This window comes from Streptomyces sp. NPDC007905 (assembly GCF_042959345.1).
In the GTDB taxonomy this organism is placed as follows: Bacteria; Actinomycetota; Actinomycetes; order Streptomycetales; family Streptomycetaceae; genus Streptomyces.
The window spans coordinates 649,388-676,334 of the sequence record NZ_JBIBKS010000001.1; the positions used below are offsets into that span (position 1 = coordinate 649,388).

Sequence of the window (26,947 nt, forward strand, 5' to 3'; positions counted from 1 at the left end):
CGGCCCCGGCCGAGGGGGCGAGGGATACCCGTCGCCTCCGGCCCGCGTATCCGGTCTCGGCGTCTTCCCGCGTGGGCTGCTCGTCTTGGGCGATGACGCGGGATCCCGTTCCGCTGACGCCGTACCGGGGCCCTCACCCAAGATCCTCCATGAGCAGATCGAGCGCCGCCTCCTCGTGCAGGGCGATTCCCAGGGTGTTCATGGCGGGGGCCAATTCCGGGTCCCACCCGGCCTCGGCCGGCGTTCCGGTGAGGGCGATCTGCGGTGTGCCGAGCACCTGTGTGCGTGTCGCCAGGTATTCGTAGTCGGCCGCTCGCATACGCCACGGCTCGGCTCGGTACCGCTGCATGATCCGGTTGGCCAGCGTGATGCCGGGCCAGTCGAAGTCACCGTGGTACGCGAACGTGCAGCCGGACGCCGCGAGCGCGTCCAGGAGTGCGAGAACGACCGTCGTCGCGCTCCCCGAGGTACAGACCAGGGGCGCCGTACGGCCGCTGTCGGCCGCGGCCTCGACCACGCGAGGGTTCTCGCAGACGTGGACTCGGGTGCCGGGCGGCATCTTCAGGTGCAGCGTCCGCAGTTCGCGCAAGGTCAGGTGGGCTTCCATGTGGTGGTCGGCGCGCTCGCGCAGGGCCGCCTCCCGCCAGGTGCCACCGGTGGGACGAAGGCCGTAGGCGAGCACCGTGCTGGAGACCTCGTCCGGGGTGACCGAGGCCATGCGCCACAGGGCCCGGCGCGTCGGCGCGTCGGCGGGGAGCTCGACACCGCGCGCCAGCGCGATGCCGCGCAGGACCAGCCGGGACAGCAGCGTGCCGTCGTCCAGGCCATGGGCCGAGCCGGTGGCACGGGTGGCCAGTTCACCGCGGCCCCAGGAGGCCGGGGTGGGGTCCGGGTCCGTGCCGGGGAAGAGCGTCGCCAGGATCTGCACGGCCTGGGTGATGACGATGGTCGCGGTGTGCTGGTCCTGGCGGGCGAGTATGCCGCCGCGCCGTATCTCCTCCAGCCACTGTCCCGTCCAGGGCTGGGCCGACAGCGATGTGGCTTCCACTTCGGTCTGAGCCGTCGACCACACAAGGGCTCGTTCGGCCGCCGCCGCGTCGCGGGCCGCCCGGCGGTCGGTCAGGGGTGGGCCCAGTTGCCCCAGCGTCGAGGCCAGGCCCCGGCCCACCGCGCTGGTACGCAGGCGGGCGTCCAGGTCCGGCAGGCGGATCGTGGCGGTGGGGCCGTTGACCGGTTTGGCCAGGAGGAGGGAGAGGGCTTCGCGCTCCTGCGCGTCCAGGCGCTCGAGTCTGATGGCCCCGGCTGGTTGCAGACCGTTGCGTTCGAGCCGGGTCCGTGCCGCCGTCCAGAGGCGGGTGAGGCCCGGCCGGGTGAGAAACGCGAGGGCGTCGGCGTCCGGGGAGTGTGCGCCGGCCCGTTCGGGCACCGTCATACCGGCATCAGCCTCCGCTGACGCCCGTTCCACGTGTAGTGGAGCGTGGCCACGCCCCGCACATGCGGATCGCGCAGGCACTCGTAGATGTGGAGGGACGGTACGTCGGGCCAGTTGCCGATCAGCCGCTCGCTGGTGAGGACGAAGTCGAGGTCCAGGTCGACCAGAATGCGGCCGAGGCGGGCATGTGTGGGCTCGTCCACTTTGGCGAACGCGTCGTCGAGGAGGATCAGGCGGGGTGCATGCGGGGCGGCGTCGGCGAGGCTGGTGAAGTGTGCCGCCGCCGCGGCGAAGAGGACCAGGTAGGAGAGGACCCGCTGTTCGCCCTGGCTCAGGCCCGTGCGGCCGGAGAGCTTGCGGCGGCTGCCCGGTGCCGCGTCGTTCACCACCCAGGGAGTGAAGGTGAACCAGTCGCGGTAGTCCAGGGCGGCGCGCAGGTGGGCCGCGTAACCGGCGGCCGGGTCGGCGCGGCGGGCGTCCTCGATACGACGCTGGAGGACGTCGCGGAGTCGCTCCGACTGCTCACGGGTGCGCAGACCGGAGGGGCTGCGCAGGAGGTCGACGGCCGCCTTGACGTCCGCTTCCACACCGTCGGCCAGTTTCCAGTCGAGGGTGACGCCCAGGCCGTGTGACGTACGGACCGTGTCGAGGGTGGTGTTGAGGGCGGCCACCAGGGCGCCGGCGGCCAGCACCTGCGAGGACAGGTGGTCGCCCAGCTCTCCTGTCAGGAAGCGCTGGAAGACCTCGCGTTCGCGCTCCGTCAGACGGTCACGTGCCTCGGTGGCCTCGGCCGCGATGCGCTCGCCGACCACGGCGATGTCGTGCGGACCGTGGTCGTCGACGAGCCGGCACAGCTTGATGCCGTCATGCTCCTCCATCGTCGCGTCGTAGCCTCCGGAGAGCTGGTCGCGCAGTTCGGTGTGGCGGTTGAGGAGAGTGGTGTCCGAGATGTCACGGCGTTCGGCATCCAGACCGCGGCGCACGCCGTCGACCAGCAGGCGCAGCGCCGCGATGCGCTCCCGCACGTCGTGGTGGAGGGGGTCCGCAGACTTCAGGGCCCCTTCGTCCTCGTCGGCGTCGAAACCCGCTCCCCTCAGCACGCCCGGCAGCGCAAGGGCCGCACGCAGTCTCCTGCCGCAGGCCAACACCTCGCTCTCCTGAGCGGCGAGTGTCTCGCGCCGCACCCTCTCGTCCTCTTCCGCCCGCACCCGCAGGTCGTGCACGTCAGCCAGGTCCCTGCGGGTGCGCGGAAGTTGGCGTCCCACGGCGTCCAGGCGGCGCTTCGCCTCGGCCTCGCGGGCGAGGATCTCCTGCTCCGTGGCACCAAGGGCCTCCTCCAGAGCCCGAACGGTACGGCGGGCGGCCTCCAGACGCCCGAGCGGCTCGGCGTAGTCCGCCTCGGCCTCCTGGCGGGCCGACTCGGCACGCTCGTAGTCCGTGCGGCCGCCGCGGTGGCCGTCGGCCGCGGACAGGACCACGCGCACCCGCCGCCGCAGCTGCTGCGTACCCTGCCCGAGGCGGTCCAGGGCACGACGGACCGTTTCCAGTGCGGCCGGGTCCGCCGGGAGGTCCTGGGCACTCGCCGTCGCCTCGGTCTCGCGCCGGGCGGCGACCGCGCGGGCACGTGCCTGCTGAGCCTCCCGGGCGGCCGTGGATGCCTGCGAGGCGAGGGACTCGGCGGTGCGCTCGGCCTCGGCCGTACGGGCCCACGCATCCGTCAGCCCACGTGCAGGGGGTGGGCGGCGCAGGGTGTCGCCGATCCGGTCGCGGTGCTCGGTGAGGACCCGCAGACTGTGCCTGCGTTCCGCCAACTCCCCCTCCACGTCGGACAGTTGGCGATCGAGGTCCGCCAGCGCCCGGCGGCGTGTCTCCGCACGCACCTCCGCGCCCACGTACTCGGCGGCCTGCTTGGCGTGGCGGCCGTGGGCGATGCCGAGCCGCCAGGAGCCGTCGGTACCGATCGCGGTGTGCGGCTCCGCCTCTGCCGTTACCAGGGTGTGGGTATCGCTGGTGAAGGTCCCTCCTTCGGTCAGAGCCACCGCCCCGAGCACGCGCTCGACCTGCTCCGCCGTCACTCCACTGTCCGGGGCGGCGACAGGCCGCAGTACCCGGGCGAGCGACGCCCCGGCCACGGGCGCTCGTGGAACCAGGAGGGTGTCCCGCGTGGCAGGGTCCAGGACGGTGCCGTCGGCGTGCACCCAGGCATCGAGCAGACCGCTCGCCTCCAGCGCGGCTTCCAGCCCTGCCTGCGCGTCCGGCTCCAGGTCGTGGGCGAAGCGCACCAGGCGGTAGAGGGGCGCTCCGGTGCCCGGTGTCCGGGAAGCCGTGCGGTGGGACGGGGGCGGGGGCTCGGGGTCGGTGCGGCGTTCCCATTCGTCGCGCCGGTGCCTGAGGCGGCCCTGAGCGGCCTCCAGTTCACGGACGGCAAGGGAGAGATCGTCGCGCTCCGCGCCCAGTTCCGCCAGCCACGGGTCGACGGCCGACCGGGCCGCTTCGACCACCTCGTCGGGGGCCTGCGCGGGCAGCGGGCCGTCTGCCGGATCCTGCGTGACCAGGGCGAGTACGGCGTCCATCGGCACTCCGGTGGACTTCCGCAGCTGCTCGCTCCAGGCTCTGGCCGCAAGGGCGTACGCCGCTGCCTCCCGCACGGTTTCCTGTCGACGCTGCTCGGCTCGGGCGCGCGCGTGGTCCGCCTGTTCCTCCAGGCGCTCATGCGCGGCGTCGGCGTCGGCCGCCTCCCGCTGGGCCTCGTTCGACCGCTCGATGAGGGCGCCCAGTTCGGTGACGAACCGGGAGCGGTTCCTGACCACCGGCTGGGTGGCGTCAAGTCTGGCGTCCCAGGCGTGCAGCGCGGTCGTGCAGGTCTCTGTGTCGACCGCCAGCACCTCACTGTGCCGTACCAGGTGGAAGTCGCCTTCCGGCGCGGTCAGTTCGGCCGTGGTGGCGGGCGCCACCGGCGCGACGGGTGTCGCCACGGGCTCCCCCAGGTGCACGGGGTCGATCCCGGACCGCTCGGCGTGCCGCACCAACTCGCCGTATGCAGTGCTCAGTTCGACGATCTCTTCACCGAGCCGCCCGGCCTCGGCGGTCAGCCGCCGGCCTGCCTCCTCCTGGTTGCTGTGCGCCTGGCGGACGGCCTTGAAGGCGGTGGCGGCCGCGCTGTGCAGGGCGGTGACAGTGGCGCGTTTCTCCCCGAGTTGCCTCAGGCTGCGGTATCCGGCGCTGTCGTGCAGCGCGGCCAGGTCCGTCTCGGCGGCACTCGACTCGCCTTCGAGGGCTTCGCGGCGGGCATCGAGCTCCTGCTCGCGCTCGCGGAGCCCCTCCGCCTTTCGCGCCGCGTCACCTGCGGATTTGCGGTACTCCGTCAGCTGCTCGAGCTCATCGCTCGCCTGGTCCGTGCGGCGGCGCAGCGCCCCGTGCAGATAGCCTCGGTAGCCGGTGAGGAAGGTGCGCAGCGCCCGGTCGGTGCGTTCGAGGCGGCCAAGGTAGGCCCTCACGGCGTCCAGGTCGTCGAGGCTGCGGGCCACCTTCTCCACGACCTCGTCGTCGAGCGCGGGCAGGGTCTCGGCGAGGACCGGGACCAGTCCGCCGGAGTCGATGCGGTCACCGATGGTGGGACGGCGCAGCCGGTGCATCAGGTGCATCAGGTTGCGGTAGCGCGCGGGGTCGGTGAGGCCGAACAGTTCGCGGGCGACCCTGGCCCGGTGCTCGACGGCGCGGTCGGTGACGTTCTCCGGACCGATGAGCGACTTCAGCTGGTCGACGGGGAGTGGCTGCCCGGCGGGGGCGAGGTCGAGGCCCTCGCCGACCCGCAGGCGTGTGGTGAAGAAGAACGGCTTCGCCGTCTTGGTCGACTGGGACGCTCGGATGGCCGCGCCGATGGTCAGATGGTGGCCGTTCCCCTCTTCGTCCGTCCGCGCGAACTCCAGCCACAGGTGGCCCAGCCGGTTGGTCTGCTCGAAGCCGTCGAGCATCAGCCAGGCCAGGGTGGTGCGCCCGGTTCCTGTGGCGTCCAGCGCGCGGGCGTCGCCGTCGAGGAGGTAGGGCAGCAGCATCTCCAGGGCCTTGGACTTGCCGGCGCCGTTCTTGCCGCGCAGCAGCAGGCGCCCCTCGCCGAAGGCGAACTCCTGCTCGTCGTACTGCCAGACGTTGCGGATGCCCGCGCGGTGCAGTCGGTAGCGGTGCGGGACCGGCAGGCGGTTCATCGGGGCGACTCCTCGGAGACGTCGTCCGCTGGGGACGGGTCGGTACGGGGCCTGACCGCCACCGTGGTGGCGTACCGGGCGGCTGCGGCGAGCAGGATCCAGCCACCGTCCGTACGGCCCTGGCCGCGCGCCTGAGCGACGTCGGTGACGGAGCGGCCGTCGGCCACCGTCTGCTCGTATCCCTCGGGCAGGCCTTGGCCCTCCGCGCGCACGGGTCCGGCGGGAGCCATCAGACGCATCCGGACGAGGAGGTCGAGCACGGCCGCGAGGAATCCGCCCCGGTCCTCCAGGTGGCCGCGCTGCCAGTTGCTGCGCCTGCCGTACTCCTCGATCAGTTCGTCGAGCAGGTCGGGCAGCAGCCCTCCGGGGACGGGTACGCCGATGACCAGCCGTCCGCCGACGGCCGGATGGCCCGGGTCCTCGGGACGCAACCGGTCGACCAGCCGCTCCACGAGGAGCAGCGCGGCTTGAGCCACCGTTCCGGTGCCCGGCAGGTGAAGGTCGGTGAGTTCGTCATCGGTGTCGACCAGGGCGATGCCCTCGGCGCGGATCTCGGCCTCCAGTCCGAGCAGTTCGGAGAACGCCAGCGCCTCGCGGCGCTGCCGCATACGCAGCCATTCGCGCTCGGCGTCCGTGAGGTCGTCGAGGTGGACGACAGGGGTTTCGACGAGACGCCTGCGGACGTACGTACGTGGCCCTCCGAAGCCGGGATCGGCGGCCCGGCGCACGAGGTCGGCGCCGTCGCGGCTCTGGGCGAGCGGGCCGGCGACGACGACTCGCGCGATCTCGCGGTCCACGGTCAGCAGCGCCTCCCCGGCCCGTTCCTCGGCGACGGCCGCCACACGGCCCTCGGTCTCCACCAAAACGCCCCAGTCGACGAGTTGCCGCAGCGCGGCCGCGAGGGTGCGCCGCTCGGCCTGCCGCCCGGTGTCGGCGATCTCGATGCCGGCGTCGACGGCCGCGGCCCGCAGGTCGGCGACAAGCTGGGAGAGCAGGAGCTGTTCCGGGGCGGTGACGAGGACCGACAGCGCGAGGGCCAGGTAGGCGTACGTCCGCGGGCTGAACGGCGTTCCGGTCGACGGCCGTTCCAGACGGTGGCCCGAGCCCGGGCCGAGGCCCGCCTTGAACAGCCGTGCGTACGAGGCCTCCACCAGCAGGCGGTAACCGAACACCTGCTGGAAGCGCTGGGCCAGCCAGTCGGCGTGCCGCCGGATCAGCGGGAAGGCGTCGCTGTGCGGTCCGGTGCTGGTGACCAGGGGGTGGGCCAGCAGGAGTCGGGCGGCGGTGCGGCGCTCGGCCGCGAGTGCGACGTCGTGCGCGGAGGGCAGGGACATCAGGCACTCACCTCCCCGGCCTCGGGCATCGGCTCCCCCGTCACGGGCATGGACGCACTCTCGACGGCCACGGTGAGATCGTCCGCCGTCAGGTCGCCGTCCACGGACCGCAGGACCGTGGGCCGGCCGGGTGTGCGCCACGCGGTCAGGCGGATGCCGAGGTCCGCGTCGTCCGCCTGCGCGCCGTCGAGCAGGAAGTCGCGGGCGTCCTTGTGCAGCTGGGCGTTGCCGAGGGCGGTCGTGAGGAGTTCCAGCAGCAGTCGCATGGCCGGGGCGCTGAGGCGCACCTGGTCGAACCTGCCCGAGGCGCTGCGCAGTTCGTCGGCCGCCGCCTGCCGGGCCTCGGCCTGCTGCCGCGCCTGTTCCACGAGGCGGCGCTTGTGTTCGGAATGGTCCTCCGCCGCCGCGGCACGGCCGCGCTGAGCCCTGCTGCCGCGCTCGCGCAGCGCCACCGGCACGTCCACCACGGGTCCGGTCCACCAGCTCACGTACGCCGGCACGGACCGGTCGGGGTCCGGTGCCACCCCCAGGTGCCGCGCTCCGTAGAGCCCGAAGGCGGCGACCGCCAGGTCGTGGGCCTCTTCCGGCTCCGCGGCGTCGAACCAGGCCGCGAGCCGCAGCAGGTCCTTGCGCCGGGACATCTCACCGGAGGCCGAACGCAGCATCCGCTTGGCATTGGCGAGCAGCGACTGCAGGGCGCGCAGGGTGGCGTCCCGGAGCTGATCCACCTGGCTGGAGTGCCCTCCGGTGACGGTGAACCACTCGCGCAGCCCCTCCCAGTCCGCCAGGTCCCGTCCGCGGCTGCGCTGCACCCGCGTCTCGGGCCACCCGTCGGCGACCGCTCCGATGCCCGCCGCGTGCGCGTCGATACGGGCAAGCAGAGCGGGTAGGTGCGGCCGTACGGCGTCCAGGTGAGCCGCGATGCGCGGGGCCCGGAAGGAAACGTCCTCGGTGATGGCCTCCACGTAGTCGAGCAGCAGTTCCTTGAACCCCTGGTACTCGGCCGAGTCGAGGTCGTAGCGTGCCAGCACCTGGCCCAGATAGGCGTAGAAGTCCCGGACGGACTCGGCGAATCCGGCGAACTGCACGAACAGCGTGCTGATCCGCTCCAACGCCTGCTGCGGATCGGCACCGCCCGGCGCCGCGGCCATGGTGGCGATCTCGCCCAGGCCGCGGTCGACGAGGGCCAGCAGCTCGCTGCTGACCTCGCGTGCCGCGTCCGCCCCGGCCAGTACCTCGTCCGCGTCCCGCTGCACGCGTTCCCCCAGCTTCGACAGCTGGTAGCGGGACCGCGAGCGCTGGTACTCGGCGATGCTCGTCGCTTTGACGGTGTGCGTGCTGCGCAGCAGATTGCCCCAGCGCACGAGCTCTTCGAGCCTGCGGGTGAGCGTGTCCGGGTCCAGCGCAGCCCCCGGACCGTCCTGCTCGGCCAGTCTGGCGAGGAGCTCGGGTACGGACAGGTCGGCGAGCAGCGTGGCGCAGAACACCCGCATCACCGCGACGTACTCCAGGCGCTCGGGCGCGCTGAGGTACGCATACGCGCTCAGCCGCTGCCAGGCCTCGGCACCGGCTTCCTCCCCGTGTGGGGTTTTCCCTTCGTTCCCCTCCATGCCGTCGAGCCTACGGACCGACACTGACACTCCGGAGGAATGTTGCGGAAAACCAGCCGCTCACACGGCCCATCCCAACGCACCGCCGCCTTGGCCGAAGCGCACAAGCTCCCGGTCGTGGGAGACCGCTCCAGTACCACTGGATGGTTGGGCCGACGTGCGGCCAGGCTCGATGCCCTTGGCGATGCCCGACAAGTGCCCCGGCCGGCCCGTAGGGCGTGGCCGGGGTGCTCGGGGTGGGGGTGGCGGCTCAGCCGTCCCATGTCCAGTCGGCGACCTCGGGCAGATCCGTTCCATGCTCACGGATCCAGACGTGGTGGCGCTGCCGGGCGTCCTCCATCCGCTGGCGTACGGCCGCCGCGCGGACCGCGAGGCCCGGAACGCGGTCGATGACGTCCATGACGAGGCGGTAGCGGTCCAGGTCGTTGCGAACGACCATGTCGAACGGCGTGGTCGTGGTGCCGATCTCCTTGTATCCGCGCACGTGCAGGTGGCGGTGACCGGTACGGCGGTAGGCCAGACGGTGGATCAGCCAGGGGTAGCCGTGATAGGCGAAGAGGACCGGCTTGTCCACGGTGAACAGCCCGTCGTACTCGAAGTCGCTCATGCCGTGCGGGTGTTGATCGCTCGGCATGAGCCGGGCGATGTCGACGACATTGACCACACGCACGGCCAGTTCGGGCAGGTACTGACGCAGCAACTGGGCTGCGGCGAGAACCTCCTGCGTGGGCACGTCGCCCGCGCAGGCGAGCACCGCATCCGGTTCGCGCGTGCCGTCCTCGGTGCCGGCCCACTCCCAGATGCCGGCGCCGCGGGCACAGTGGACCTTGGCCTCCTGCATCGTCAGCCAGTCGAAGCACGGCTGTTTGCCGGCGACGACGACGTTGACGTAGTCGCGGCTGCGCAGCACATGGTCGGCCACCGACAGCAGGGTGTTGGCGTCCGGCGGGAAGTACACCCGCACGGCCTCCGGGCTCTTGTTCATGATGTGGTCGACGAAGCCGGGGTCCTGGTGGGAGAAGCCGTTGTGGTCCTGCCGCCACACGTGGGAGGTCAGCAGGTAGTTGAGGGAGGCGATGGGAGCGCGCCAGGGCAGACGGCGGGTGGTGCGCAGCCATTTGATGTGCTGGTTGACCATCGAGTCGACGATGTGCACGAACGCCTCGTAGCAGGAGAACAGCCCGTGCCGGCCGGTGAGGAGGTAGCCCTCCAGCCACCCTTGGCAGGTGTGCTCCGAGAGGATCTCCATCACGCGGCCGTGCGGGTCGAGGTGTTCGTCGACCGGGAGGGTGGCCGCCTGCCACGCCTTGCCGCTGGCGGCGTAGACCGCCTGCAGCCGGTTCGAGGCGGTCTCGTCGGGGCCCACGAGCCGGAAGTCCCGGCGGTCGGCCGTGGCCGCCATGACGTCCTCGAGCATGTCGCCGAGGACGCGGGTGGGTTCATGCAGGGTGGCGCCGTGTTTGTCCACCTCGACGGCGTACCGCTCCAGCGGCGGCAGAGGCAGGTCGCGCACCAGGAGGCCGCCGTTGGCGTGCGGGGTGGCACCGAGCCGACGGGCCCCTTCGGGAATCCGGGCCAGCACCTGCGCGCGCGGGGCACCGTGTTCGTCGAACAGCTCCTCGGGGCGGTACGAGCGCAGCCACTGCTCCAGCTGCCGCAGGTGCTCGGGGTTGTCCCGGACGGCGGCCAGCGGGACCTGGTGGGCGCGCCAGGTGCCCTCCACGGGCAGTCCGTCGACTTCTGCCGGTCCGGTCCAGCCCTTCGGGGTGCGCAGCACGATGACCGGCCAGCGGGGCCGGTCGGTGACACCGTCCTCGCGGGCGGCGCGCTGGATCGCCGTGATGCGGTCGAGAGCGGTGTCCATCGCCCCGGCCATCATGTGGTGGACGGCCGTGGGATCGTCACCGGTGACGTGGATCGGGTCGTGGCCGTAGCCACGCAGCAGCTCGTCCAGTTCGGCCTCGGGGATCCGGGCCAGCACGGTCGGGTTGGCGATCTTGTAGCCGTTCAGGTGCAGGATCGGCAGCACGGCACCGTCATGGACGGGGTCGAGAAACTTGTTCGAGTGCCAGGAGGCGGCCAGCGGCCCGGTCTCCGCCTCCCCGTCGCCGATCACACAAGCGACCAGCAGGTCCGGGTTGTCGAGGGCGGCGCCGTACGCGTGGGACAGGGAGTAGCCCAGTTCACCGCCCTCGTGGATCGAGCCCGGAGTCTCGGGCGCGACATGACTGGGTACTCCGCCCGGGAAGGAGAACTGCCGGAACAGCCGTGCCATGCCCTCCGCGTCCCGGGTGACGTCCGGATAGGTCTCGGTGTACGAGCCCTCCAGCCACGAGTTCGCCAGCACGGCCGGACCGCCGTGGCCGGGCCCCCAGATGCACAGGGCTTTCAGGGCGCGGGCCTTGATGACGCGGTTGAGGTGCGTGTGCACCAGGTTCAGGCCGGGCGAGGTGCCCCAGTGGCCCAGTAGCCGCGGCTTGACGTGCTCGGGGCGCAGCGGTTCGGTCAGCAGAGGGTTGGCCATGAGGTAGATCTGGCCGACGGACAGATAGTTCGCGGCGCGCCAGTGGGCGTCCAGCGACCTCAGCTCTTCCTCTTCCAGCCGGGCGGGCGCCTGCTGCGTGTCGACGGACATTGGGGGTTCCCTTCCGTGTCGAGGCAGCGGCGTGTCATGCGGGCCGGCCTCCGTACCATCCACCTTCCACCGACGCGCGGGTACCCGACAGGGCCGTTCGGGCCACCCGACCGGGCGAGCCGACCCCATCGACGCCACACGAGGTACCTGCGCGGTCCGGTCCCGCCGCCGCCCTGACGGCGCGTGACCGTCCGGGCATGATCTCCACTACGCGGGAGCAGGGAACCCGATGCTCTCCACCTCCGGGAGCAGGGAACCCGCCTCCCCGTTCCGCCGCTCGGTCACCACCGCGGCCCGCCCGGTGACGACGACGCTCCAGCCGGACCGTGCTGCCATGTCGACCGCGTCCGCCTCGAAGGCGACGACCGCACCATCGACCGCGCGGGCCAACTCGGATGCCGCCGACGTGCGCGGCAGCACCGCTTCCTCGGTGTCCAGGCGGCAGTTGACCGGCACCACGGCGGGCAGGGCCGGGCGTTGTGCAGACCCCGCGGCCCACGGGTGCTGTGGCCGGCAGGCGCAGGCACTCGGCATGGCCGAGTTCACGGAAACCGTCGTTCTGGTACCTGGGGCAGCCCTCACTCGACCAGTGCAGGCGGTCTTCTGTCCATGTGAGCCCGGCCCCGGCGGCGGGTGAGTGCCACCGGCCCTACCCGGCCCGGAGAGCGGCCCAGGGAAGGGTGCCGGCTCCCCCGGACCGAGCCGACGACGACCGCTACCACCAGTTGAAGGGATGCCCAGCTGCTCTGGATCCTGAAGGCTGACAAAGCGGTTGCGTTGTGCACCGCGATGCCGGGGGCCGTGAACACGTCACTTGTGCTTTCCGGTTACATCGGTTGACCCTCATCCACGTGAGCGGTGGCCGAAAGGATCCTCCGACAAACATTCGTGAATACTCAGAAACCGGCATTCGCCAGTCACACTGTGCACGGAAATGTGAGTGGCCCCATACGCGAAGTACTTGTCATCCCTGGTGGCGACATACTTCGCAGACTGCCAGGCGAAATAGAAGAATTCACCTTTCTTGGCCCTGTATTCATCCTCCCCGAACAGGGCAACCTCATTCTCCCAGCCGACACTTTTCTCCCGAAGGAAATCCGCCGCCAGCCGCTCAGCTTGCTCCATTGTATACATCAGTTCGTCCTCATCAGTTTGAATGACTTGTAGGCCATAGGGTCCACGAATCCCGTCTGGACATCAGCGAAAAGTACGCGGCCTTGGTGATTCACGATATGGAATACGTGGCCCGCATCGTTCGTCCAAGGTCTCGCCGCAACTATACCGCGAGAACCATCACTAGAATTCCGAATATGGTCGACCATGTCCCAGAAATCCGTGTCCTTGAAGGCCCCTCCATACACGCTTTCCAGTCGATCGAGGGATTGAACCTCGATATTTCCGGGCACGGGCGTCACTCCCTCGCCGCGAAGATATCGTTCAAACGCGTCGACGGTGTAGGTACAGTTCGTCATCCCTCCCTCGGGATTGAACTGCTTTGCCAGGTCGGCAAGGTTGGGCGTCTCATACGGCTTGGGCGGAATCGGTGACTTCTGTGGGGCGAGGCCGAGAGGGTCGCAGGAAACCGAAGGGCGGTCCACATAGCCGACCGGGTTGGCCGCCGGAGCGAGACCGAGGGGGTCCTGGCTGACATACTGACCCACTTCGGGGTCGTAATACCTGAGATAATTGTAATTCAGGCCCGTCTCGGTGTCGAAATACTGTCCCGGAAAACGGAGCGGCGTGTAAGCTTGGCTTTCCACCGACCAGGACAGTTTTCCCCAGTTTGTAGCTCGGGACCGCCAGGCAATTTCTCCGGACTCGTCGATCAGCTCACAGGGAGTGCCGGAGAGGTCGGACACGATGGCGAAGAACCGAGCGTCCACCTCTTCCTGCGAGGCCAGGGCCATGGTCCTGCGCTCGCTCTGAGCAACCGCTTCGGCGCCATGAAGATGCCACGTCAGGGTCGCCGAGTCACTCGAGTCGCCCCAGCTGGTCGTCTGCTCGCACAGCGAGACACCGTCCCAGGTGAAGTCCACCTGCTCCAGTACGTCGACGCCGCTCTCCGCAATGCGCTGCTTGCTGATGCGTCTGCCCAGGCCGTCGTATCGATACCGCCACACCGTGCCGTCGGGGGTGACAACCTGGGTGAGTCGGTCCTCCGCATCCCAGCTGTACCGCCACGTGTCCGGTTTGCGGGAAAGCCGGGTCTTCTGGCGCAGTACCACACGTCCGGCCGCGTCGTGCTCATAGCGGATCCGGCCGGCACGCACGAGGTCGGCGCCCCGGTAAGCGCGCTCGCCGCAGCCATCGTCTCCGAATTGACGCCCGGGCCAGTCAGCCGCCACCTGGTTACCGAGCGCGTCGTAGGAGTAGGACTCCGCCCACCCCTCTCCCCTTACCCGGGTCGTCCTTCCTGCCAGGTCCAGTTCGTACTGCCGAACGCCATTCAGTTGGTCATGGACCTTGGTCAGGCTGCCATCCGCGCGGTACTCGTAGGTCCTCGACTGGATACGCCCGCGAGAGTGGTCCACCGCTTGAGAGATCAGTCGGTTCATTTCATCGAACGACCGAGAAATGCTCAAGGACTCACCGAACCGACGGCCGATTTCGCGACCACCCCCGTCATACTCCAGCGTGATGGCATGACCGTCCGCCGTGAGCTGGTAGGGCTGTCCCACGGAATCGAAATCCCAGACACTCTCGGCGCCCGCCGGCGTCGTGCGTCCCGTGAGTCTGCCGAACTCATCATATCGGTAGGCTACTTCCCGACCGTTGATCCGCTCGGAGATCAGGCGCCCGTGCCGGTCGCGAAGGAGGGTCAGGTTGGCATGGGCATTTGCTGCCTGGGCGATCCGGTCGGTGAAGTCGTAGGTGTACGTCATCACCTCCCCGTCGACACTCTTGCGAACGACTTGGCCGAGTTCGTTGTGCTCGAAGGAGACGACCTGCCCGAGTGCATTCGTGCGGGAGATCAAGTCACCGGCTGCGTTGTAAGAGTACCGATTGATCCGGCCGCCGAAGTCGGTTTCAGTGACCGGACGCCCCACCAGGTCATACTCGTACGTCCAGGTCAGCCCATGGGGGTTGGTCACCGTGGTCAGGCGGAGTTCGTTGTCGTACTGAAACTCGTAACGTGAGCCGTCGGGCTCGATGCGTGCCGTCAGCAGATCGAACTGGGAATACTCGAAACGGGTGACTCCGCCGATCGTGTTCGTGTGAGTAAGGCAGTTCCCCTCACCGTCGTACGTCCACGTTTCTTCCGTTCCATCCGGATTCAGTCGGCGCGTGATTTTACCCTCGACGGACCATTCCATTTCACCGGTCGTGCCCAAGGGGTCCGTGATGGATATGACGCGGCCGAGGGCGTCTCGCTCGTAGCGCACGACGCCGCCCGTGTGGTCACGTACCTCGACGGGCAAGCCTGCCGAATCGCAGCGTACTTCCGTCACCCGGCCGTGCTGATCGCACAGCGTGGACAGATGTCCGGACTCATCGTATGTGAAAGAGGTCTTGCCGCCTGCTGAATCGGCAACCAGCGTCCGGTTCCCGCGGTCGTCGAACTCCTGTCGGACCACGCTGCCGTCAGGGCGTACCACCCGAGTGAGCAGGCCCCGCTCGTCGTAGGAGAGTACCGTTCGCCGACCGTCCGGACGGGTGATTTCCGTCGGGTTTCCCAGGTCGTCGTACCGGTAGAACGTCGTACGGCCGAGGGCATCGGTCTCGGACAGCAGACGATTGAATCGGTCGCGGGTGAAGCGCCTGGTGTTCCCCGCAGGGTCGACGATGGCGGCAACCTGCTGCAGGTCGTTGACGAAGTACTGACGTACCGCGCCCTCTCCGTTGACCGCCGTCGTGGTGCGCAGCCCGGTTTCCGGGTCTCTTTCCCCGTAGGACAACCGGAGGCTCATGTGTCCTTCGGTGCCGCCCTGTGCGATGCAACGGTCCCTGTCGTCGTACTCGTAGTCGTACGAATACCCGTTGGTGTCCGTCCACGACGTGACCCGGCCCGCCTCGTCGTACGTGAACCTGAGCGGCAGCCCGGACGAATTGACGACCTCGGTGAGGTCTCCCTGTGTATAGCCGTACCGGACCAACGGCAGGTCGGATCCGTCCACGCCCCCGTCGACCAGGTTCAGGCCGGTGATCAGCCCGTCGGCACTGTCGATCGACAGATGGTGCCCGGTGCTGAGGACAACCGCCGAGGGAACTCCCGCGCCGTCGTACTCGAAGGTGATCCAGTTGCCGTTGCGGTCATCGATCTGTACCAGCTCGGCCAGTTCTTCGTTCCGGTCGGTGAAATGCCATACCCGCCGAGTCTGCGGATCCGTGACGGTGTACCCGTCCGCCTCGCGGCTCAGGGGCCAACGCGGGCCGTGTGTCGGCATGACGGGCAGGCCGGGTGCCGGGTGCGGGTAGAAGAGCCGCATCCCGTCCTCGTGGAGGAAACTGATGCCGGCGGACGTGATGTCCAGTCGCTGATCGACTGTGCTCGCCCACGAAGGGCCGAACCAACGCCCGTACGTGTAGCCCGACTCCACCCGGCGTTTGAAGGCGAACGGCAGCGCACCAGGGAACGTCACGTCCGTCTGGGCCAGGTACATCTTGCCGGTGGCCAGGTTGATCGGGTCCGTGCCTGCGGATTCCACTTCGCCCGGAGCCTGGCTCTCGGCCGCACCTGGTGTCTCGGCGACACCGCCCTCTGCCGCAGCCGCCTCCGCGCCGTCGGCCGCGAGCATTCCGCCCTCGCCCGCTTCAGCGGCGGCTCCCGCGCCGTCCGACGCCACGGCCAAGGCAGCTTGCGGCAGCAGTTCACCGCCGAACTGGAACGGGTCCGACTTGAACGACTTCCAGGCCGTTTGGAGGGCACGATCGGGATGCGTGGCCATGGAGACCACACCTCCGAGCAGTTGCACCTTGTTCTGCAGGAAGGCGGCCGGATGCGTGAGGTTGTACGGGTCCATGGGGTCGAGACTGCGGGCGAAGTTCACGATGCCCGCGGTCCCCTTGACGGCACCGGCGAGGAAATGCGCCGAGTCGACGTACTGGGCTTCCGCGAGATCCAGGCCGTCCAGCTTCAACTGCTGGACGGCCGAAGGCTCTTTCGGAGCATGCTGGAGCGCGGCCTTGAGCTTGGTCTCCGTCTCGCCGGCGATCTTGTTGCGCTGTCGCCGGGCAGCGTCGAGAATGTCTTGCGCCTCCTGCATCGCGTGCTCGCCGGGGTCCTTCTCGGAAGGCCGCGGCCCGGGGTCGTCGCTGCCCAAGTCCACCTTGAGTTTGTACGACTCGACCTGCTTGCTGTGGGCGTCGGAGGCGGACTTGCCCTGCTTGTACAGGCGGATCGCTTCCCTCGCCTGCCCCTGGGCCCATTCGACGGTGTCGGCCAAGCCGTTCAGTGCCGCGGCAGCATCGAGGCAGGCCGCCCCGGCCTGCAGCCACTTGGTGGGATGCAGAGCGAACTTCTCGCGGAAGGTGTCCGCTGCCTCGCCCTTCCATCCCCCCGAGTCCACGGCCTTCATGCCCGCCCCGACCTCCTCGAAGGCCGTGGCGAACACGAGCAGGTGTTTGGCCTTGTCACGGATCGTCGACGGCTTGCCGTGGATCAGATCGGTCGGTTCGACATCCGGTCCGAGTTCCCGCTCGGCAACGTGCGCACCGAGATAAGAAGCGACCCGGTCGCCCCCGTGCCGCACCTTCTGGGCCGCGCCGTGCGCGCCGATCTCGTCGAGTGCGTCGCCGGTGAGGTCGGCTCCCTCATCGACCAGATGCCCCGTGTCACGCTTGGCGTGGTCGAAGAGCTTCTTGCCCCCGCTCAGCATCTCGCCGCCGAGCTTGCCCCACCCCGACATCAGCCCTGCCCCTCCTGCTTCAGGCCGAGCGATGTGTTCACCGCAGCGTTGTAGTCGTCCTGGTCCATGCCGGCGAGTGTCGGTGCGAGCTCCACGCCGGGAACCGTCTCCGCGGTCGCCACGTCACGTCCCATTCCCTTGAGGACCTGTTCCGAGGCAGTGGCACTGTCGCGAAAGGACTTCTCGCTGTAGTCCGGATGCAGCCAGGCCGGCTCGGCCAGTTGACTCCAACTTTGGCTCTCGACCTGTTGCTCGGAGGCGTACGGATTGCCTTCGAGGGAATTGAGGCCGACCTTGAACGAGTTCTTCACGAGATGGTCCGTCTGATACAGCGTTCCCGCCGAGAGGCCGACCGCCGCCGCGAACGCGTTTCCCTCGTCGGCCAGGGCTCTCACACCCCATTGCCAGCGCTCGCAGAACGAGTGGAAGACGGCGCCGACAGACTCGCCGCCGATCGTCATACCGTCCATCTCCAGGTCGTCGAAGCCGCGCCCGGCGCCCGACCAGCCCACCTTGTCGGTAAAGCCCAGCTTCCCCAACTCGCCGAGCGCCTTGTTGATCCCGTCGGCGATCAGCGCCAGCCCGACGACCCGCAGGTCCGCCTCTCCACCGGGCCCCGCGCCGGAGTGACCCTGTTCCGCACCGGCACCGCCGCCTCCACCCGACATCGCCTCCATTACGCCCCCTCCTCCATGCGACCGATTTGCGCGGCAATGGATTCCGGGCCGTCCACCGCGACGTTCTCCGGTACCACCCCCGCCACCGGCGGCAGCACCAGTCCCTGTTCACCGTCCGCGGCGTTCACCAACACCCCGCACGGCACCCCTGACTCGGCCACCGTCGGTACGGCCGCGTCCAGCAGAGCGGCACCCCACACGCTTCGGTACCGCCATTCCCGTCCCCCATCCCCTCGGGCCACCGCGTATCGTGCCAACGCTGCCTCCCCGGTGAACGCGAGGATCCAACGCACTCCGCCCATATCCACCGTCAAGGGGGCTTCCTCGCCGCTCGGGCCTGGCAACGTGCCCAGCGGCACAAGCACCTGGGACCGCCGGAACTCGCCCAACCGGGAAAGAAATCGATGTCGACGAGCCTGCACCTGGGCGGCAGCCTGGTCGGGGGCCGGCTCGACGTGAGGCTGGGCGGGCGCTGCCCGGTCCGCCGGGACCTCTACCGAAGCAACGGCTGCAGACGGTCCAGGACCGTTGGCGGGCGCTCGGACAGAGTCGGTCTCCACCACTACGGCCTCACGGTCCGGCGGACGCTGCGCGGTGCCCGTCGCCGTGCTCCCGGTGCGAATCACTGTTTGATCGGCAATGTCCGTCAATCGTGAGCGTGGCGATGTCGGCACAACTCCGCTTTCTGTCGCCTCGTTGGGGTTCCCCTGCCGCTCGGCACGCCGCACTGCCTCGGTGCAGCCGTCAGCACCCGGCTCTTCTCCCGGCTCGTCCACCATCAAGTCCCCGCCCCAGGGCGGCCTTTCAACCCCGCTCAGTGATCAAACTTCAGTATGTTCACAAGGTGCAATCAGCAGTTGCAACCACCTACCTGCCAAGCGCGGTCAAAGGAATCCCCAAGGTCGGCGGACAGTGCCGGGTGGGCCCTTCGGTCGCGCAGCCGGTTGGGTGGAGCGGCGGGGAGGGTGACGACCTCGGATGTGCCATCGCTTCAGCGGGCAGCGCCCAGTGGCGACGCCGGCTCGGCGGCGTCGCCCTGGTTCCTGTCATGTTCGCCGCCTCACACCGGCGACAGGCGGTGGGAGTCTGGTTACAGCGCGCGTTCCAGACGGTCTGTCATCAGCTTGACGAAGCGGGCCGGTTCCTTCGGCTGACCGCCTTCGGCGAGTACCGCCAGGCCGTGCAGGAGATCTGCGGTTTCGGCGAGTTCGGTGCGGTCCTCGCGCTCCTTGTACGCCTGGTTGAGGGCCTTCACCAGCTGGTGGTCCGGGTTGAGCTCCAGGATCCGCTTGGCGGGGGACACCTCCTGGCCCATGGCGCGGTACATCTGCTCCAGAGCCGGGGTCAGGTCGTGTGCGTCGGAGACGACGCAGGCCGGGGAGACGGTCAGGCGGGAGGACAGACGCACCTCCTTGATGTCCTCGTCCAGCTGCTCCTTCATCCAGCCGAGGAGCCCGGCGTACTCCTCCGTCTGCTTCTTCCGTTCGTCGTCAGGGGTGTCGGCGTCCTCGGTGTCGAGGTCGATCCGGCCCTTGGCTACGGACCGCAGCTTCTTGCCCTCGTACTCGCCGACGGCGTCGGCCCACACCTCGTCGACGGAGTCGGTGAGCAACAGCACCTCGATGCCCCGGTCCCGGAACGCCTCCATGTGCGGGGAGTTCTCGATGCTCTGCCTGGACTCGCCGGTCAGGTAGTAGATGTCCTCCTGCCCGTCCTTCATCCGCTCCACATAACTCTTGAGCGTCGTCTGCTCGGTGTCGTGGTGCGTGCTCGCGAACGACGCGACGGCGAGGATGGCGTCACGGTTCTCCGAGTCGGTGACCAGGCCCTCCTTCAGGACCGTGCCGAACTCCCGCCAGAACGTGGCGTAGCGGTCCGGCTGCTTGGTCATCATGTCCTTGACCGTGGACAGGACCTTCTTCGTCAGGCGTCGCCGCATCATCTCGATGTGGCGGTCCTGCTGGAGGATCTCGCGGGACACGTTGAGCGAGAGGTCCGCAGCGTCGACGACGCCCTTGACGAACCGAAGGTACGGCGGCAGCAGCGCCTCGCAGTCCTCCATGATGAGCACGCGCTTGACGTACAGCTGCACGCCCCGCTTGTAGTCACGGGTGAACAGGTCGTAGGGGGCGTGAGCCGGCAGGAACAGCAGGGCCTGGTACTCGAAGGTGCCCTCCGCCTGGAGCCGGATCGTCTCCAGCGGGTCGCGCCAGTCGTGGCCGACGTGCTTGTACAGCTCGTGGTACTCGTCGTCGGACACCTCGTCGCGCGGCCGGGCCCACAGGGCCTTCATGGAATTGAGCGTCTCGGGCTCGGGCGCCTCGTCGCTCTCGTCGGCCGCGGCAGCTCCCTCGGGCGTCATCCGGATGGGCCAGGTGATGAAGTCCGAGTACCGCTTGATGATTTCCCGGATCTTCCACGGGGAGGTGTAGTCGTGGAGCTGGTTCTCCGGGTCGGCGGGCTTGAGGTGGAGCGTGACCGAGGTGCCCTGCGGCGCGTCGTCGACCGTCTCCAGCGTGTACGTGCCCTCGCCGCGTGAGGTCCAGCGGGTGCCCTGGCTCTCACCGGCGTGCCGGGTCAGCAGCGTCACCTCGTCCGCCACCATGAAGCCGGAATAGAACCCGACGCCGAACTGGCCGATGAGCCCTTCCACCCCGGCCCCGTCCTTGGCCTCCCGCAGCTCCTGGAGGAACTTGGCGGTGCCCGAGTTGGCGATCGTGCCGATGAGCTGTCCGACCTCGTCGTACGACATACCGATGCCGTTGTCCCGCACTGTCAGAGTGCGGGCGTCCTTGTCGATGTCGATGTCGATGTGCGGATCGGACACGTCGGCGTCGAGCGAGTCGTGGCGCAGCTTCTCCAGGCGCAGCTTGTCCAGCGCGTCGGAGGCATTGGAGACGAGCTCACGCAGGAAGACATCCTTGTTCGAGTAGACCGAGTGGATCATCAGCTGCAGCAGCTGACGGGCCTCCACCTGAAACTCAAACGTTTCGGTCGGCATGTTCGCGAATACCTCGCAGGTCCTGTCGTGGGAACTGGTGACAGCCACTCTAAAACACCACATCAGGACAGTTACAGAAGGTGAGGGATGACGGCAGCTCGCGGGAGGGGCGCTGCGGGCTCGGGCCCCGCCCGGAGACGGGCTCCGCGATCACGTGCCCTCGCCGCTCCCGGCGATCGCGCCAGGCGCAGTCGCCCCTCCCCCGCGCAAGGACCCGTTCTGCGCGTGCGACGGTCACAACTGCTCGACGAAGTACGGTTCGACAGTCATCCAGCCATTGCCCGAAGCGCCGTTCAGCCGGCCGGTGGAGTTCTTCGCGGCACACCTCGATGTGGAGGACAATCCGTGGGGCGATCGTGTCTGGGCTGACGTCATCGAGCCGGCACCCGGACTCCAGCACTGAGGTCCGCTGCACCACAAGGGCACCAGATCGAGCGGGGCACAGCGGGGAACCACGGTGAGTGCAGCGGTGCCAGGCGTGGGCCTCTCGCTCTCACGCGATGCGGCGGAGCCAGTCCTCCACTCGCTCGCCCACCTCGCCGACCGTGGTGACGTCGCCGTGCCCCGGGCACACCACCGTCTCGGGGGGCAGGGTGACGAGGCGCTCGCGGATCGACTGGATCATCGCCTGGAAGTCGGAGTCCTCCGGCCCGATGGTTCCAGGGCCGCGCGAGAACAGCATGTCCCCGGTGAAGACGCGGCGCAGCGCCGGATCGTACAGACTTACGGATCCCGGCGTATGTCCCGGAGTATGACGCACCGTCAGGGTGGTTCCGGCGACGTCGATCACCCGGCCGTCGACGAGTTCCTCGTCGGGGACACGGCTGGGAAAGCTACGGCGCCACAGCTCCAGGTCGTCCGGGTGCAGCATGATCGGAGCGCCGGTGCGGTCCGACAGAGCCGCCGCCGCGTCGACGTGTCCGTTGTGTGCGTGGGTGCACGCGATCGCCACCACGCGGCGGTCGCCGAGCGCCGTGGCGATGACGTCCGGCTCGTGTGCGGCGTCGACCACCATCGCCTGCTCGTCGTCACCGATGATCCACACGTTGTTCTCCATCGGCGTGGTGTCGGCGTCCGGCCCGGCCACGACACCGGTCGTCACCACGCACTCGACCCGCGCGGTCACGACATCACCGCCGGGAGCGCTCGGCTGCGGGCAGTCACCCGCGCTCTGGGGTCCTTCGCCTGCCGTTCCATGGAACAGCCCCTTTCCGGATGAGGCCCTCTACTCCAGTGGACCCCGCCGGGCATGCAGCAGCAACCGGCAGGTCTTCCCCTACCGGGGCGTATGCGCTGACCTGCAGGAACTCAGGGCCCGTCCGCGACACGGCGGGATCGATGCCGGCCCTGCCCAGTGGCCGAGGCGACAGGTATGGGTTTGACTGGATCTGTTGGTGATCACGCCGGCGGACGGCCTGACGACGACTGGGGCAGGGTCGCATGGAGTACGACCCATTCCTGGCGAAGGCAGCCGAGCGGGCGGGCGTCTCCCTCGACGTTGCGGAGACCTTCACACGCGCCACCTTTGAGGTACTCGCCGACCGGATCAGCGGGGGAGAGGCCCAGGACCTCGCGGAGCCGCTGCCGGAGCCGCTGAAGAGCTGGCTGCGCACGGACGAGGAGATCGCGAAGGGCTACGGGGCCCACTCGTTCGTCCGGCGTGTGGCGGACCGCGCGGAAGTGCCCCGCCAGCTCGCGGAGGCCGGGATCCGCGCAGTCCTGGCCACCCTGAGGGAAGCGGTCGGCGACCAGGAGTTCCGCGACGCGACCGCCCAACTGCCCAGGGAGTACGACATCCTGCTGTCCACACCCGCGGGCCCGGCCGGCGCCGGGTAGCGACCGTTTCATCACGCGCCGTTGCCGCGATCGGTTGTCAGCGACTGTCGACACCGGCTCACCTCGGACGGACCGGAGTCGGCCTTGCGGGCGTGGCCCCCAGTGAGGCCGGCCGCCAGCATGGACAATTGCCACATGCGTTACCTCAACGGGACGGGGCGGCTCGCGCTCTTCACCGGCACGGAAACGATGACCGCTCGGACCGTGGACGTGGACGCCCGGGACGAGGCAACGGGCCTGCCCCTCGTCGTCGATCCCCAGCGCGGTCCCCGCGGCCGGTCACGGACCACACGGACTTCTCCCACCTGGAGCGAGCCGACCAGATAGTGGCCGCCATACCCGAAGGGGGTTGGCGTGCGTACTGGAAGGGCGAGGGACCCAGTAACGGACCGCTGACAGAGCAGGTGCTCGCATGGCTGGTCACCGCCAAGGGACGTGCCCCCCGGTTACCGTCGACACGCACGGGCACGTGGACGATGCTGAGAGCGCCGATCGCCTCATCCGCCTGGAGAGGAGTGAAGCAGCCCCCACCGGGTCCGTGTCCGACTGCGCGACAACGCCGACGGACAACGGCGAACGAGCCCGGACGCGTGCGAACCATCGACGCAGGTGAGGAGCACACCAACCCCAGGCACAACCCCACCCAAGTTGGTTCGGGGCGAAGAGGTCGTGGGTTCAAGTCTCGCGACCCCGAAGGAGACGTACCGGCTCAGGACAGTGGGACGGCTGGTCTACGAAGTGGGCAGCTCTCCAGCAGTGTCTCCACCGTCAGGGTTCCCGCCAGCGTGCCCGTCAGCCACTCCGCGAAGTCCACGCCCTGGGGTCAGCACTCGCCTTCGTGGTTGCACCACATGGCGCCGGCAGGATCGCGGAAGTCGACCAGCGACCAGATAGTGCAGCCCCGGTCGTAGATCAGCACCAGGCCGGCCGGGAGGTTACATCCTGGGAAGTGGTGTACGGGCTCCCACCCGATCCGGGCGTTTGGCCCGGCGTCGGAGTGAGTGGTCGGAGACCGCCTCGCGCCTGATGTGTCCCTCGGTCATGGCGCTCAGGGTGGATGCGGTGAGCCCACTGGTCAACTGGTTGGACCGGTTTCTGCGGTGCCCGTCGGCTGGAGGACCGACGGCTGAGCGTGCGTCGGGGCCGCCACGTGCGGCGGCATCCGGGTGGCGAGCCGGTGGATCACCCGACACGATGGTCCCCGATGTACGTGCCACAACAAGCCGACAGGGGTTGCTCCGTCGCGGTCACCGTCTGACCAGGGGGAACGTCGTGCACGCCTGCGGACCTCAGGAGGTGATCACGTGAAGGTTCGCTGCAGGCCGCGGGCCGAATCGCGGGGGTGGGCGAGGTGGCGGCCGCGGGTGATCGTGACATTGATCGTGCTGGTTCTCCTCCTGACGGCGGCGCACCTGGCCTTGTTCGGCCTCGATGACTTCATGCATGCCCTGGCCTTCTCCGGTCGTATCACCGGTGCCCTCCTCGTCGTGGCCTCGATCACCACCTTCTTGGGCGCCGCCGCGGTCCTGGACTACGCGTTCGGGGGCTGCTTCCCCCACTCCGGACTGGTTGCGCTGATCGGCACGGTCGCGGCATTGGTGACCAACGCCATGCTCACGCTGGAGGCAGCCAGGGACGGTGATTCCACGTACTGGACGGTGGGGTGGGGCCTGCTCACGGTGGCTTCCGCGTGGGCCGTCTACGCGGTATGGCGAACATCGGTCCAGGTCCCCGCTCCGAAGCGCGTGGCCGCTGCGGTGATCGTCTCCACGGCTGTCGCGCTCGGCAATTTCGGATATCAGCACCTCTACCAGCCGTACCAACGCGGAGGCAGGCCTCTCATCACGCTCAACGTGGGGAAGGCCATGGTGAGTCAGGACCGCAAGACATTCGCCGTTCCGGTCGACATCAAAATCGAAAACCACAACGACGTGGGCTTCTACGTGCTCGGCGCCGAGTTCCACGCCATGGGGGAACGGGTGCCGCTGACCGCGAAGGACCGGCTTCGCATGCAGTGGCGTACGGACGCCCAGCAGCAACGTGAATTCCGGGAGAGAAGTCCTCTCGCCCGTAGGGAGGTCCACGCGCCCGGCCAGATGGTGATGGCGCAGCCGTGGATGGATGCCGGCGACTGGCTCGAGGCAAGCGACAGTTTTGTCACGCGAACGGTTGTACAACTGCCCCTCAATACGCAGTACGACCGTTTGGCGTTCTACGCGACCGCGAGCTTTGGGCGCAAGGACCGGCTCGGGCTCGATCACTTCGAATTGCCCAGATACTCATGGCGTGACGGCAAGGCTCCCGAGTGGGCGAAGCCGGATGACGTCGACTGCGTCATCTACCGAAGCAGGGTGCACGAAAACAACGCGATCGACAATCATACAAGGGACCCCCGGTACTTGAGCGTCTACTGGCGGTTCAGCGCCCATGGCGCAGGCGTCACGTACACCGTCGCGCGAAAGGGAGAGGAAAACCTCCAACTCGACCCGGACCACACGCACGAGATGTTGAGCCGCTACGGCATCGTCGATGCCGGAGCAGGCCCGATCGAACAGACGCTGTGGGACATCAAGCGCCAGCGATGACGGCCCTGCCCGCGCCCCCCACGCCTGAGCGCCGGCCCAATCCCTCCAGCCACACCACCAACGCGAGCGAGCTGTTCATACGGTCCCAGGCGTATGAGTCCCCCATGCCGAGCTGCGCCTCTCTCACCGCCCGGCACAGGGTCTCGATGTCGAACATCTCCTCGATCAGGGGATGCCGAGCGGAGCGGCACAGGTCGATGAGTTCGTCGCCGTGTGTCCGCAAGCCGCGGGCGTAGAGCTCGTTGAAGGGGACCTTGACCGTTCGGGCGTGGATCCCGGCTGGGAGCAGGTCTGCCATGGCCTCACGGAGAACCGCCTTCGGGCGACCCGGACGGAACGTCGCTTCCGCGGGCAGGCGGCGCATCGTGGCGACGACCTCCGGGTCGAGGAAGGGGTGCGAGAGGAAGAATCCGTCCTGGCTCGCGCGGTGCCAGGACAGCGGATCGGGAGCGGCGAGGTAGTTGGCCACGTCGTAGAGCGACTGTTCCGGCTCGGGCCCGAACATGAAGCGGCTCTCCGCGATGCTGGCCCGACGGTAGCCGTGTGCCCGCCCGAACTCGGGCCGCAGCCATCGGGGGCGGCCGAAGCTGCCGAGGCCGCCGAGCACCGTTCGGCCGCGGGTGAGTGCGGTGATCCGTTCGGACGCCAGCGGAAGAGCCGGCTGTACGACGTAGGCGTGGAGGATCTCGCGCAGGCCCCGCTCGCTGCCCGCGGCCCAGGCACGCGCCTGCTTCGTCAGCTGCCGGAGCCGTCCCGTACGGGCCAGCCTGTGCAGGTGGTACGGGTTGGCGTCCGCGATCGGATCGGCACCGCAACCGGTCAGGAGGGTGTCACAGCCCAGTTGCGCCGCAGCGGCGTGAAGTCGGGCCCAGAACGGGGCGCGGAAGGCGTGTGGATGAGGCTCGTCCGGGTCTCCCGCGTGGTGCTGGAAGTCGTCGAAGTCGGAGACGTCGTCGACGTCCACGACCAGCAGGCGGGCTGCTGGTGCTTGCCGGCGGATCTCCTCCATCGCCTCGGCCAGGTACGGACGTTCCGCGGCCAGCTCTCCGCCGGCGAAGCGCCCGGCGACCAGGACGAGGTCCCCGGCGGCCGGCTGGCGTGCGGCGAGCAGCGCGATGCTGGTGGAGTCGGTGCCGCCGGAGACATGGCATGCCGTTGTCCTGCCCATGCGGCGGCCGACAGCGTTCTCCAGCGCGAGGCGCAGGGCCTTCGCTGCCTCGCCGGGGTGGGGTCCGTCGGCTGCCGGTACCGGCGGGGCGTGGACCGCGCGGAGGCGTCGCCGCGTCCGGCCGCGCAGCTGCCCCGTGACCGAGAGCTCCACCACCTCGCCGCCGAGGACGCGGTGTACTCCGGCGAAAGGGGTGAGTTCCGTGTGGGGTTGGGCCATGTTGCCGGTCAAGTACCGGCAGAGGTAACGGCGTTCCAGCTCGGCGGCGCTACCGAGGCCGCGCGCCGAGGTGCTCACGGCGGTGACCCGGCCGGCGGACTGCCTGTAGAACAGGGGGATGCGCGCGTGTTCGTCCCGCATCAGCAGGATGCGGTCGCCGCACACCAGGATCGCCGCGTAGTCGCCGGTCGGCAGAGGTGGCGCGGCTCCCGGTCGGCCGAGGTCTTCGAGGAGGCTGCGCGCGCCGGCGGTGCGGTCGCGGACGGAGCCGACCCAGCCGACGACGGCCGCGGTGCCGGTTCGAGAGGAAACCGTCGTCACGAGTCCCTGCCGTGTCATGGCCTCGGCCGTCCAGAGCCTCGGTGCGCCCCCGGCCCATGCGAGGCGGAGCGCTTCCAT

The 26,947-nt window shown here is 69.1% G+C and carries 15 protein-coding genes and 1 pseudogene; 3 read left to right on the forward strand and 13 right to left on the reverse strand.

All coding sequences use genetic code 11. From position 1 onward, the window contains the following. Positions 1-133 precede the first annotated feature (133 nt). The 12 genes and pseudogenes from ACFZDC_RS03175 to ACFZDC_RS03230 form a co-directional block, all read right to left on the reverse strand. Positions 134-1,432, reverse strand: a complete 1,299-nt coding sequence (locus ACFZDC_RS03175) for a TIGR02679 family protein (protein WP_391319610.1) — start codon at positions 1,430-1,432, stop codon at positions 134-136. Then, positions 1,429-5,637 carry a TIGR02680 family protein gene (locus ACFZDC_RS03180; RefSeq protein ID WP_391319611.1) on the reverse strand — a complete coding sequence of 1,403 codons (4,209 nt, stop codon included), beginning with the start codon at positions 5,635-5,637 and terminating at the stop codon, positions 1,429-1,431. Before ACFZDC_RS03180 ends, ACFZDC_RS03175 begins: the two co-directional genes overlap by 4 nt. Beyond that, positions 5,634-6,971 (reverse strand): TIGR02678 family protein, encoded by a 1,338-nt coding sequence (locus ACFZDC_RS03185; protein ID WP_391319612.1) that lies wholly within the window; start codon positions 6,969-6,971, stop codon positions 5,634-5,636. Before ACFZDC_RS03185 ends, ACFZDC_RS03180 begins: the two co-directional genes overlap by 4 nt. Then, the gene (locus ACFZDC_RS03190; RefSeq protein ID WP_391319613.1) at positions 6,971-8,581 is read right to left on the reverse strand and encodes a TIGR02677 family protein; all 1,611 of its coding nucleotides are present in this window, start codon (positions 8,579-8,581) and stop codon (positions 6,971-6,973) included. Before ACFZDC_RS03190 ends, ACFZDC_RS03185 begins: the two co-directional genes overlap by 1 nt. A 250-nt stretch (positions 8,582-8,831) precedes the next feature. After that, on the reverse strand, positions 8,832-11,216 hold the full coding sequence (locus tag ACFZDC_RS03195) for a phosphoketolase (protein ID WP_391319614.1): 2,385 nt from the start codon (positions 11,214-11,216) through the stop codon (positions 8,832-8,834). Between the two features lie 276 nt (positions 11,217-11,492). Then, a pseudogene (locus ACFZDC_RS03200) lies at positions 11,493-11,811 on the reverse strand (pyridoxamine 5'-phosphate oxidase family protein); the annotation flags it as partial. A gap of 248 nt (positions 11,812-12,059) precedes the next feature. Next, positions 12,060-12,350 (reverse strand): hypothetical protein, encoded by a 291-nt coding sequence (locus tag ACFZDC_RS03205; protein ID WP_391319615.1) that lies wholly within the window; start codon positions 12,348-12,350, stop codon positions 12,060-12,062. Then, a complete protein-coding gene (locus tag ACFZDC_RS03210) occupies positions 12,350-17,062 on the reverse strand; it encodes a putative T7SS-secreted protein (RefSeq protein WP_391319616.1) in 4,713 nt (1,570 codons plus the stop codon). The genes ACFZDC_RS03205 and ACFZDC_RS03210 overlap by 1 nt, the downstream gene beginning before the upstream one ends. Further along, the gene (locus ACFZDC_RS03215; protein ID WP_391319617.1) at positions 17,062-17,739 is read right to left on the reverse strand and encodes a hypothetical protein; all 678 of its coding nucleotides are present in this window, start codon (positions 17,737-17,739) and stop codon (positions 17,062-17,064) included. The genes ACFZDC_RS03210 and ACFZDC_RS03215 overlap by 1 nt, the downstream gene beginning before the upstream one ends. Beyond that, complete coding sequence (locus tag ACFZDC_RS03220) at positions 17,739-17,939, reverse strand: hypothetical protein (RefSeq protein WP_391319618.1); 201 nt, start codon at positions 17,937-17,939, stop codon at positions 17,739-17,741. Before ACFZDC_RS03220 ends, ACFZDC_RS03215 begins: the two co-directional genes overlap by 1 nt. An 890-nt stretch (positions 17,940-18,829) precedes the next feature. Then, positions 18,830-20,740 (reverse strand): molecular chaperone HtpG, encoded by a 1,911-nt coding sequence (htpG, locus tag ACFZDC_RS03225; protein WP_391319619.1) that lies wholly within the window; start codon positions 20,738-20,740, stop codon positions 18,830-18,832. A 493-nt stretch (positions 20,741-21,233) separates the two neighbouring features. Next, the gene (locus ACFZDC_RS03230) at positions 21,234-21,866 is read right to left on the reverse strand and encodes an MBL fold metallo-hydrolase (protein ID WP_391319620.1); all 633 of its coding nucleotides are present in this window, start codon (positions 21,864-21,866) and stop codon (positions 21,234-21,236) included. A 314-nt stretch (positions 21,867-22,180) separates the two neighbouring features. Here ACFZDC_RS03230 and ACFZDC_RS03235 point away from each other — a divergent pair, with 314 nt between their 5' ends. From ACFZDC_RS03235 to ACFZDC_RS03245, 3 genes are all read left to right on the forward strand, one after another. Further along, a complete protein-coding gene (locus ACFZDC_RS03235) occupies positions 22,181-22,576 on the forward strand; it encodes a DUF2267 domain-containing protein (RefSeq protein WP_391319621.1) in 396 nt (131 codons plus the stop codon). A gap of 135 nt (positions 22,577-22,711) precedes the next feature. Further along, positions 22,712-22,903: a hypothetical protein gene (locus ACFZDC_RS03240; RefSeq protein ID WP_391319622.1), complete on the forward strand. Its 192-nt coding sequence runs from the start codon at positions 22,712-22,714 to the stop codon at positions 22,901-22,903. Positions 22,904-23,940: 1,037 nt separating this feature from the next. After that, on the forward strand, positions 23,941-25,161 hold the full coding sequence (locus ACFZDC_RS03245) for a hypothetical protein (protein ID WP_391319623.1): 1,221 nt from the start codon (positions 23,941-23,943) through the stop codon (positions 25,159-25,161). Here ACFZDC_RS03245 and ACFZDC_RS03250 read toward each other — a convergent pair. Then, complete coding sequence (locus ACFZDC_RS03250; protein WP_391319624.1) at positions 25,145-26,947, reverse strand: asparagine synthase-related protein; 1,803 nt, start codon at positions 26,945-26,947, stop codon at positions 25,145-25,147. The two genes, ACFZDC_RS03245 and ACFZDC_RS03250, sit on opposite strands and share 17 nt — an antisense overlap.

What these genes read in the sequence shown, in the direction of transcription:
- htpG (WP_391319619.1), bottom strand. Translation starts at nt 20,740, where the DNA reads ATGCCGACCGAAACGTTTGAGTTTCAGGTGGAGGCCCGTCAGCTGCTG.
- ACFZDC_RS03235 (WP_391319621.1), top strand. Translation starts at nt 22,181, where the DNA reads ATGGAGTACGACCCATTCCTGGCGAAGGCAGCCGAGCGGGCGGGCGTC.
- ACFZDC_RS03215 (WP_391319617.1), bottom strand. Translation starts at nt 17,739, where the DNA reads ATGGAGGCGATGTCGGGTGGAGGCGGCGGTGCCGGTGCGGAACAGGGT.
- ACFZDC_RS03240 (WP_391319622.1), top strand. Translation starts at nt 22,712, where the DNA reads ATGCGTTACCTCAACGGGACGGGGCGGCTCGCGCTCTTCACCGGCACG.
- ACFZDC_RS03180 (WP_391319611.1), bottom strand. Translation starts at nt 5,637, where the DNA reads ATGAACCGCCTGCCGGTCCCGCACCGCTACCGACTGCACCGCGCGGGC.
- ACFZDC_RS03190 (WP_391319613.1), bottom strand. Translation starts at nt 8,581, where the DNA reads ATGGAGGGGAACGAAGGGAAAACCCCACACGGGGAGGAAGCCGGTGCC.
- ACFZDC_RS03250 (WP_391319624.1), bottom strand. Translation starts at nt 26,947, where the DNA reads ATGGAAGCGCTCCGCCTCGCATGGGCCGGGGGCGCACCGAGGCTCTGG.
- ACFZDC_RS03185 (WP_391319612.1), bottom strand. Translation starts at nt 6,971, where the DNA reads ATGTCCCTGCCCTCCGCGCACGACGTCGCACTCGCGGCCGAGCGCCGC.
- ACFZDC_RS03175 (WP_391319610.1), bottom strand. Translation starts at nt 1,432, where the DNA reads ATGACGGTGCCCGAACGGGCCGGCGCACACTCCCCGGACGCCGACGCC.
- ACFZDC_RS03210 (WP_391319616.1), bottom strand. Translation starts at nt 17,062, where the DNA reads ATGTCGGGGTGGGGCAAGCTCGGCGGCGAGATGCTGAGCGGGGGCAAG.
- ACFZDC_RS03205 (WP_391319615.1), bottom strand. Translation starts at nt 12,350, where the DNA reads ATGTATACAATGGAGCAAGCTGAGCGGCTGGCGGCGGATTTCCTTCGG.
- ACFZDC_RS03195 (WP_391319614.1), bottom strand. Translation starts at nt 11,216, where the DNA reads ATGTCCGTCGACACGCAGCAGGCGCCCGCCCGGCTGGAAGAGGAAGAG.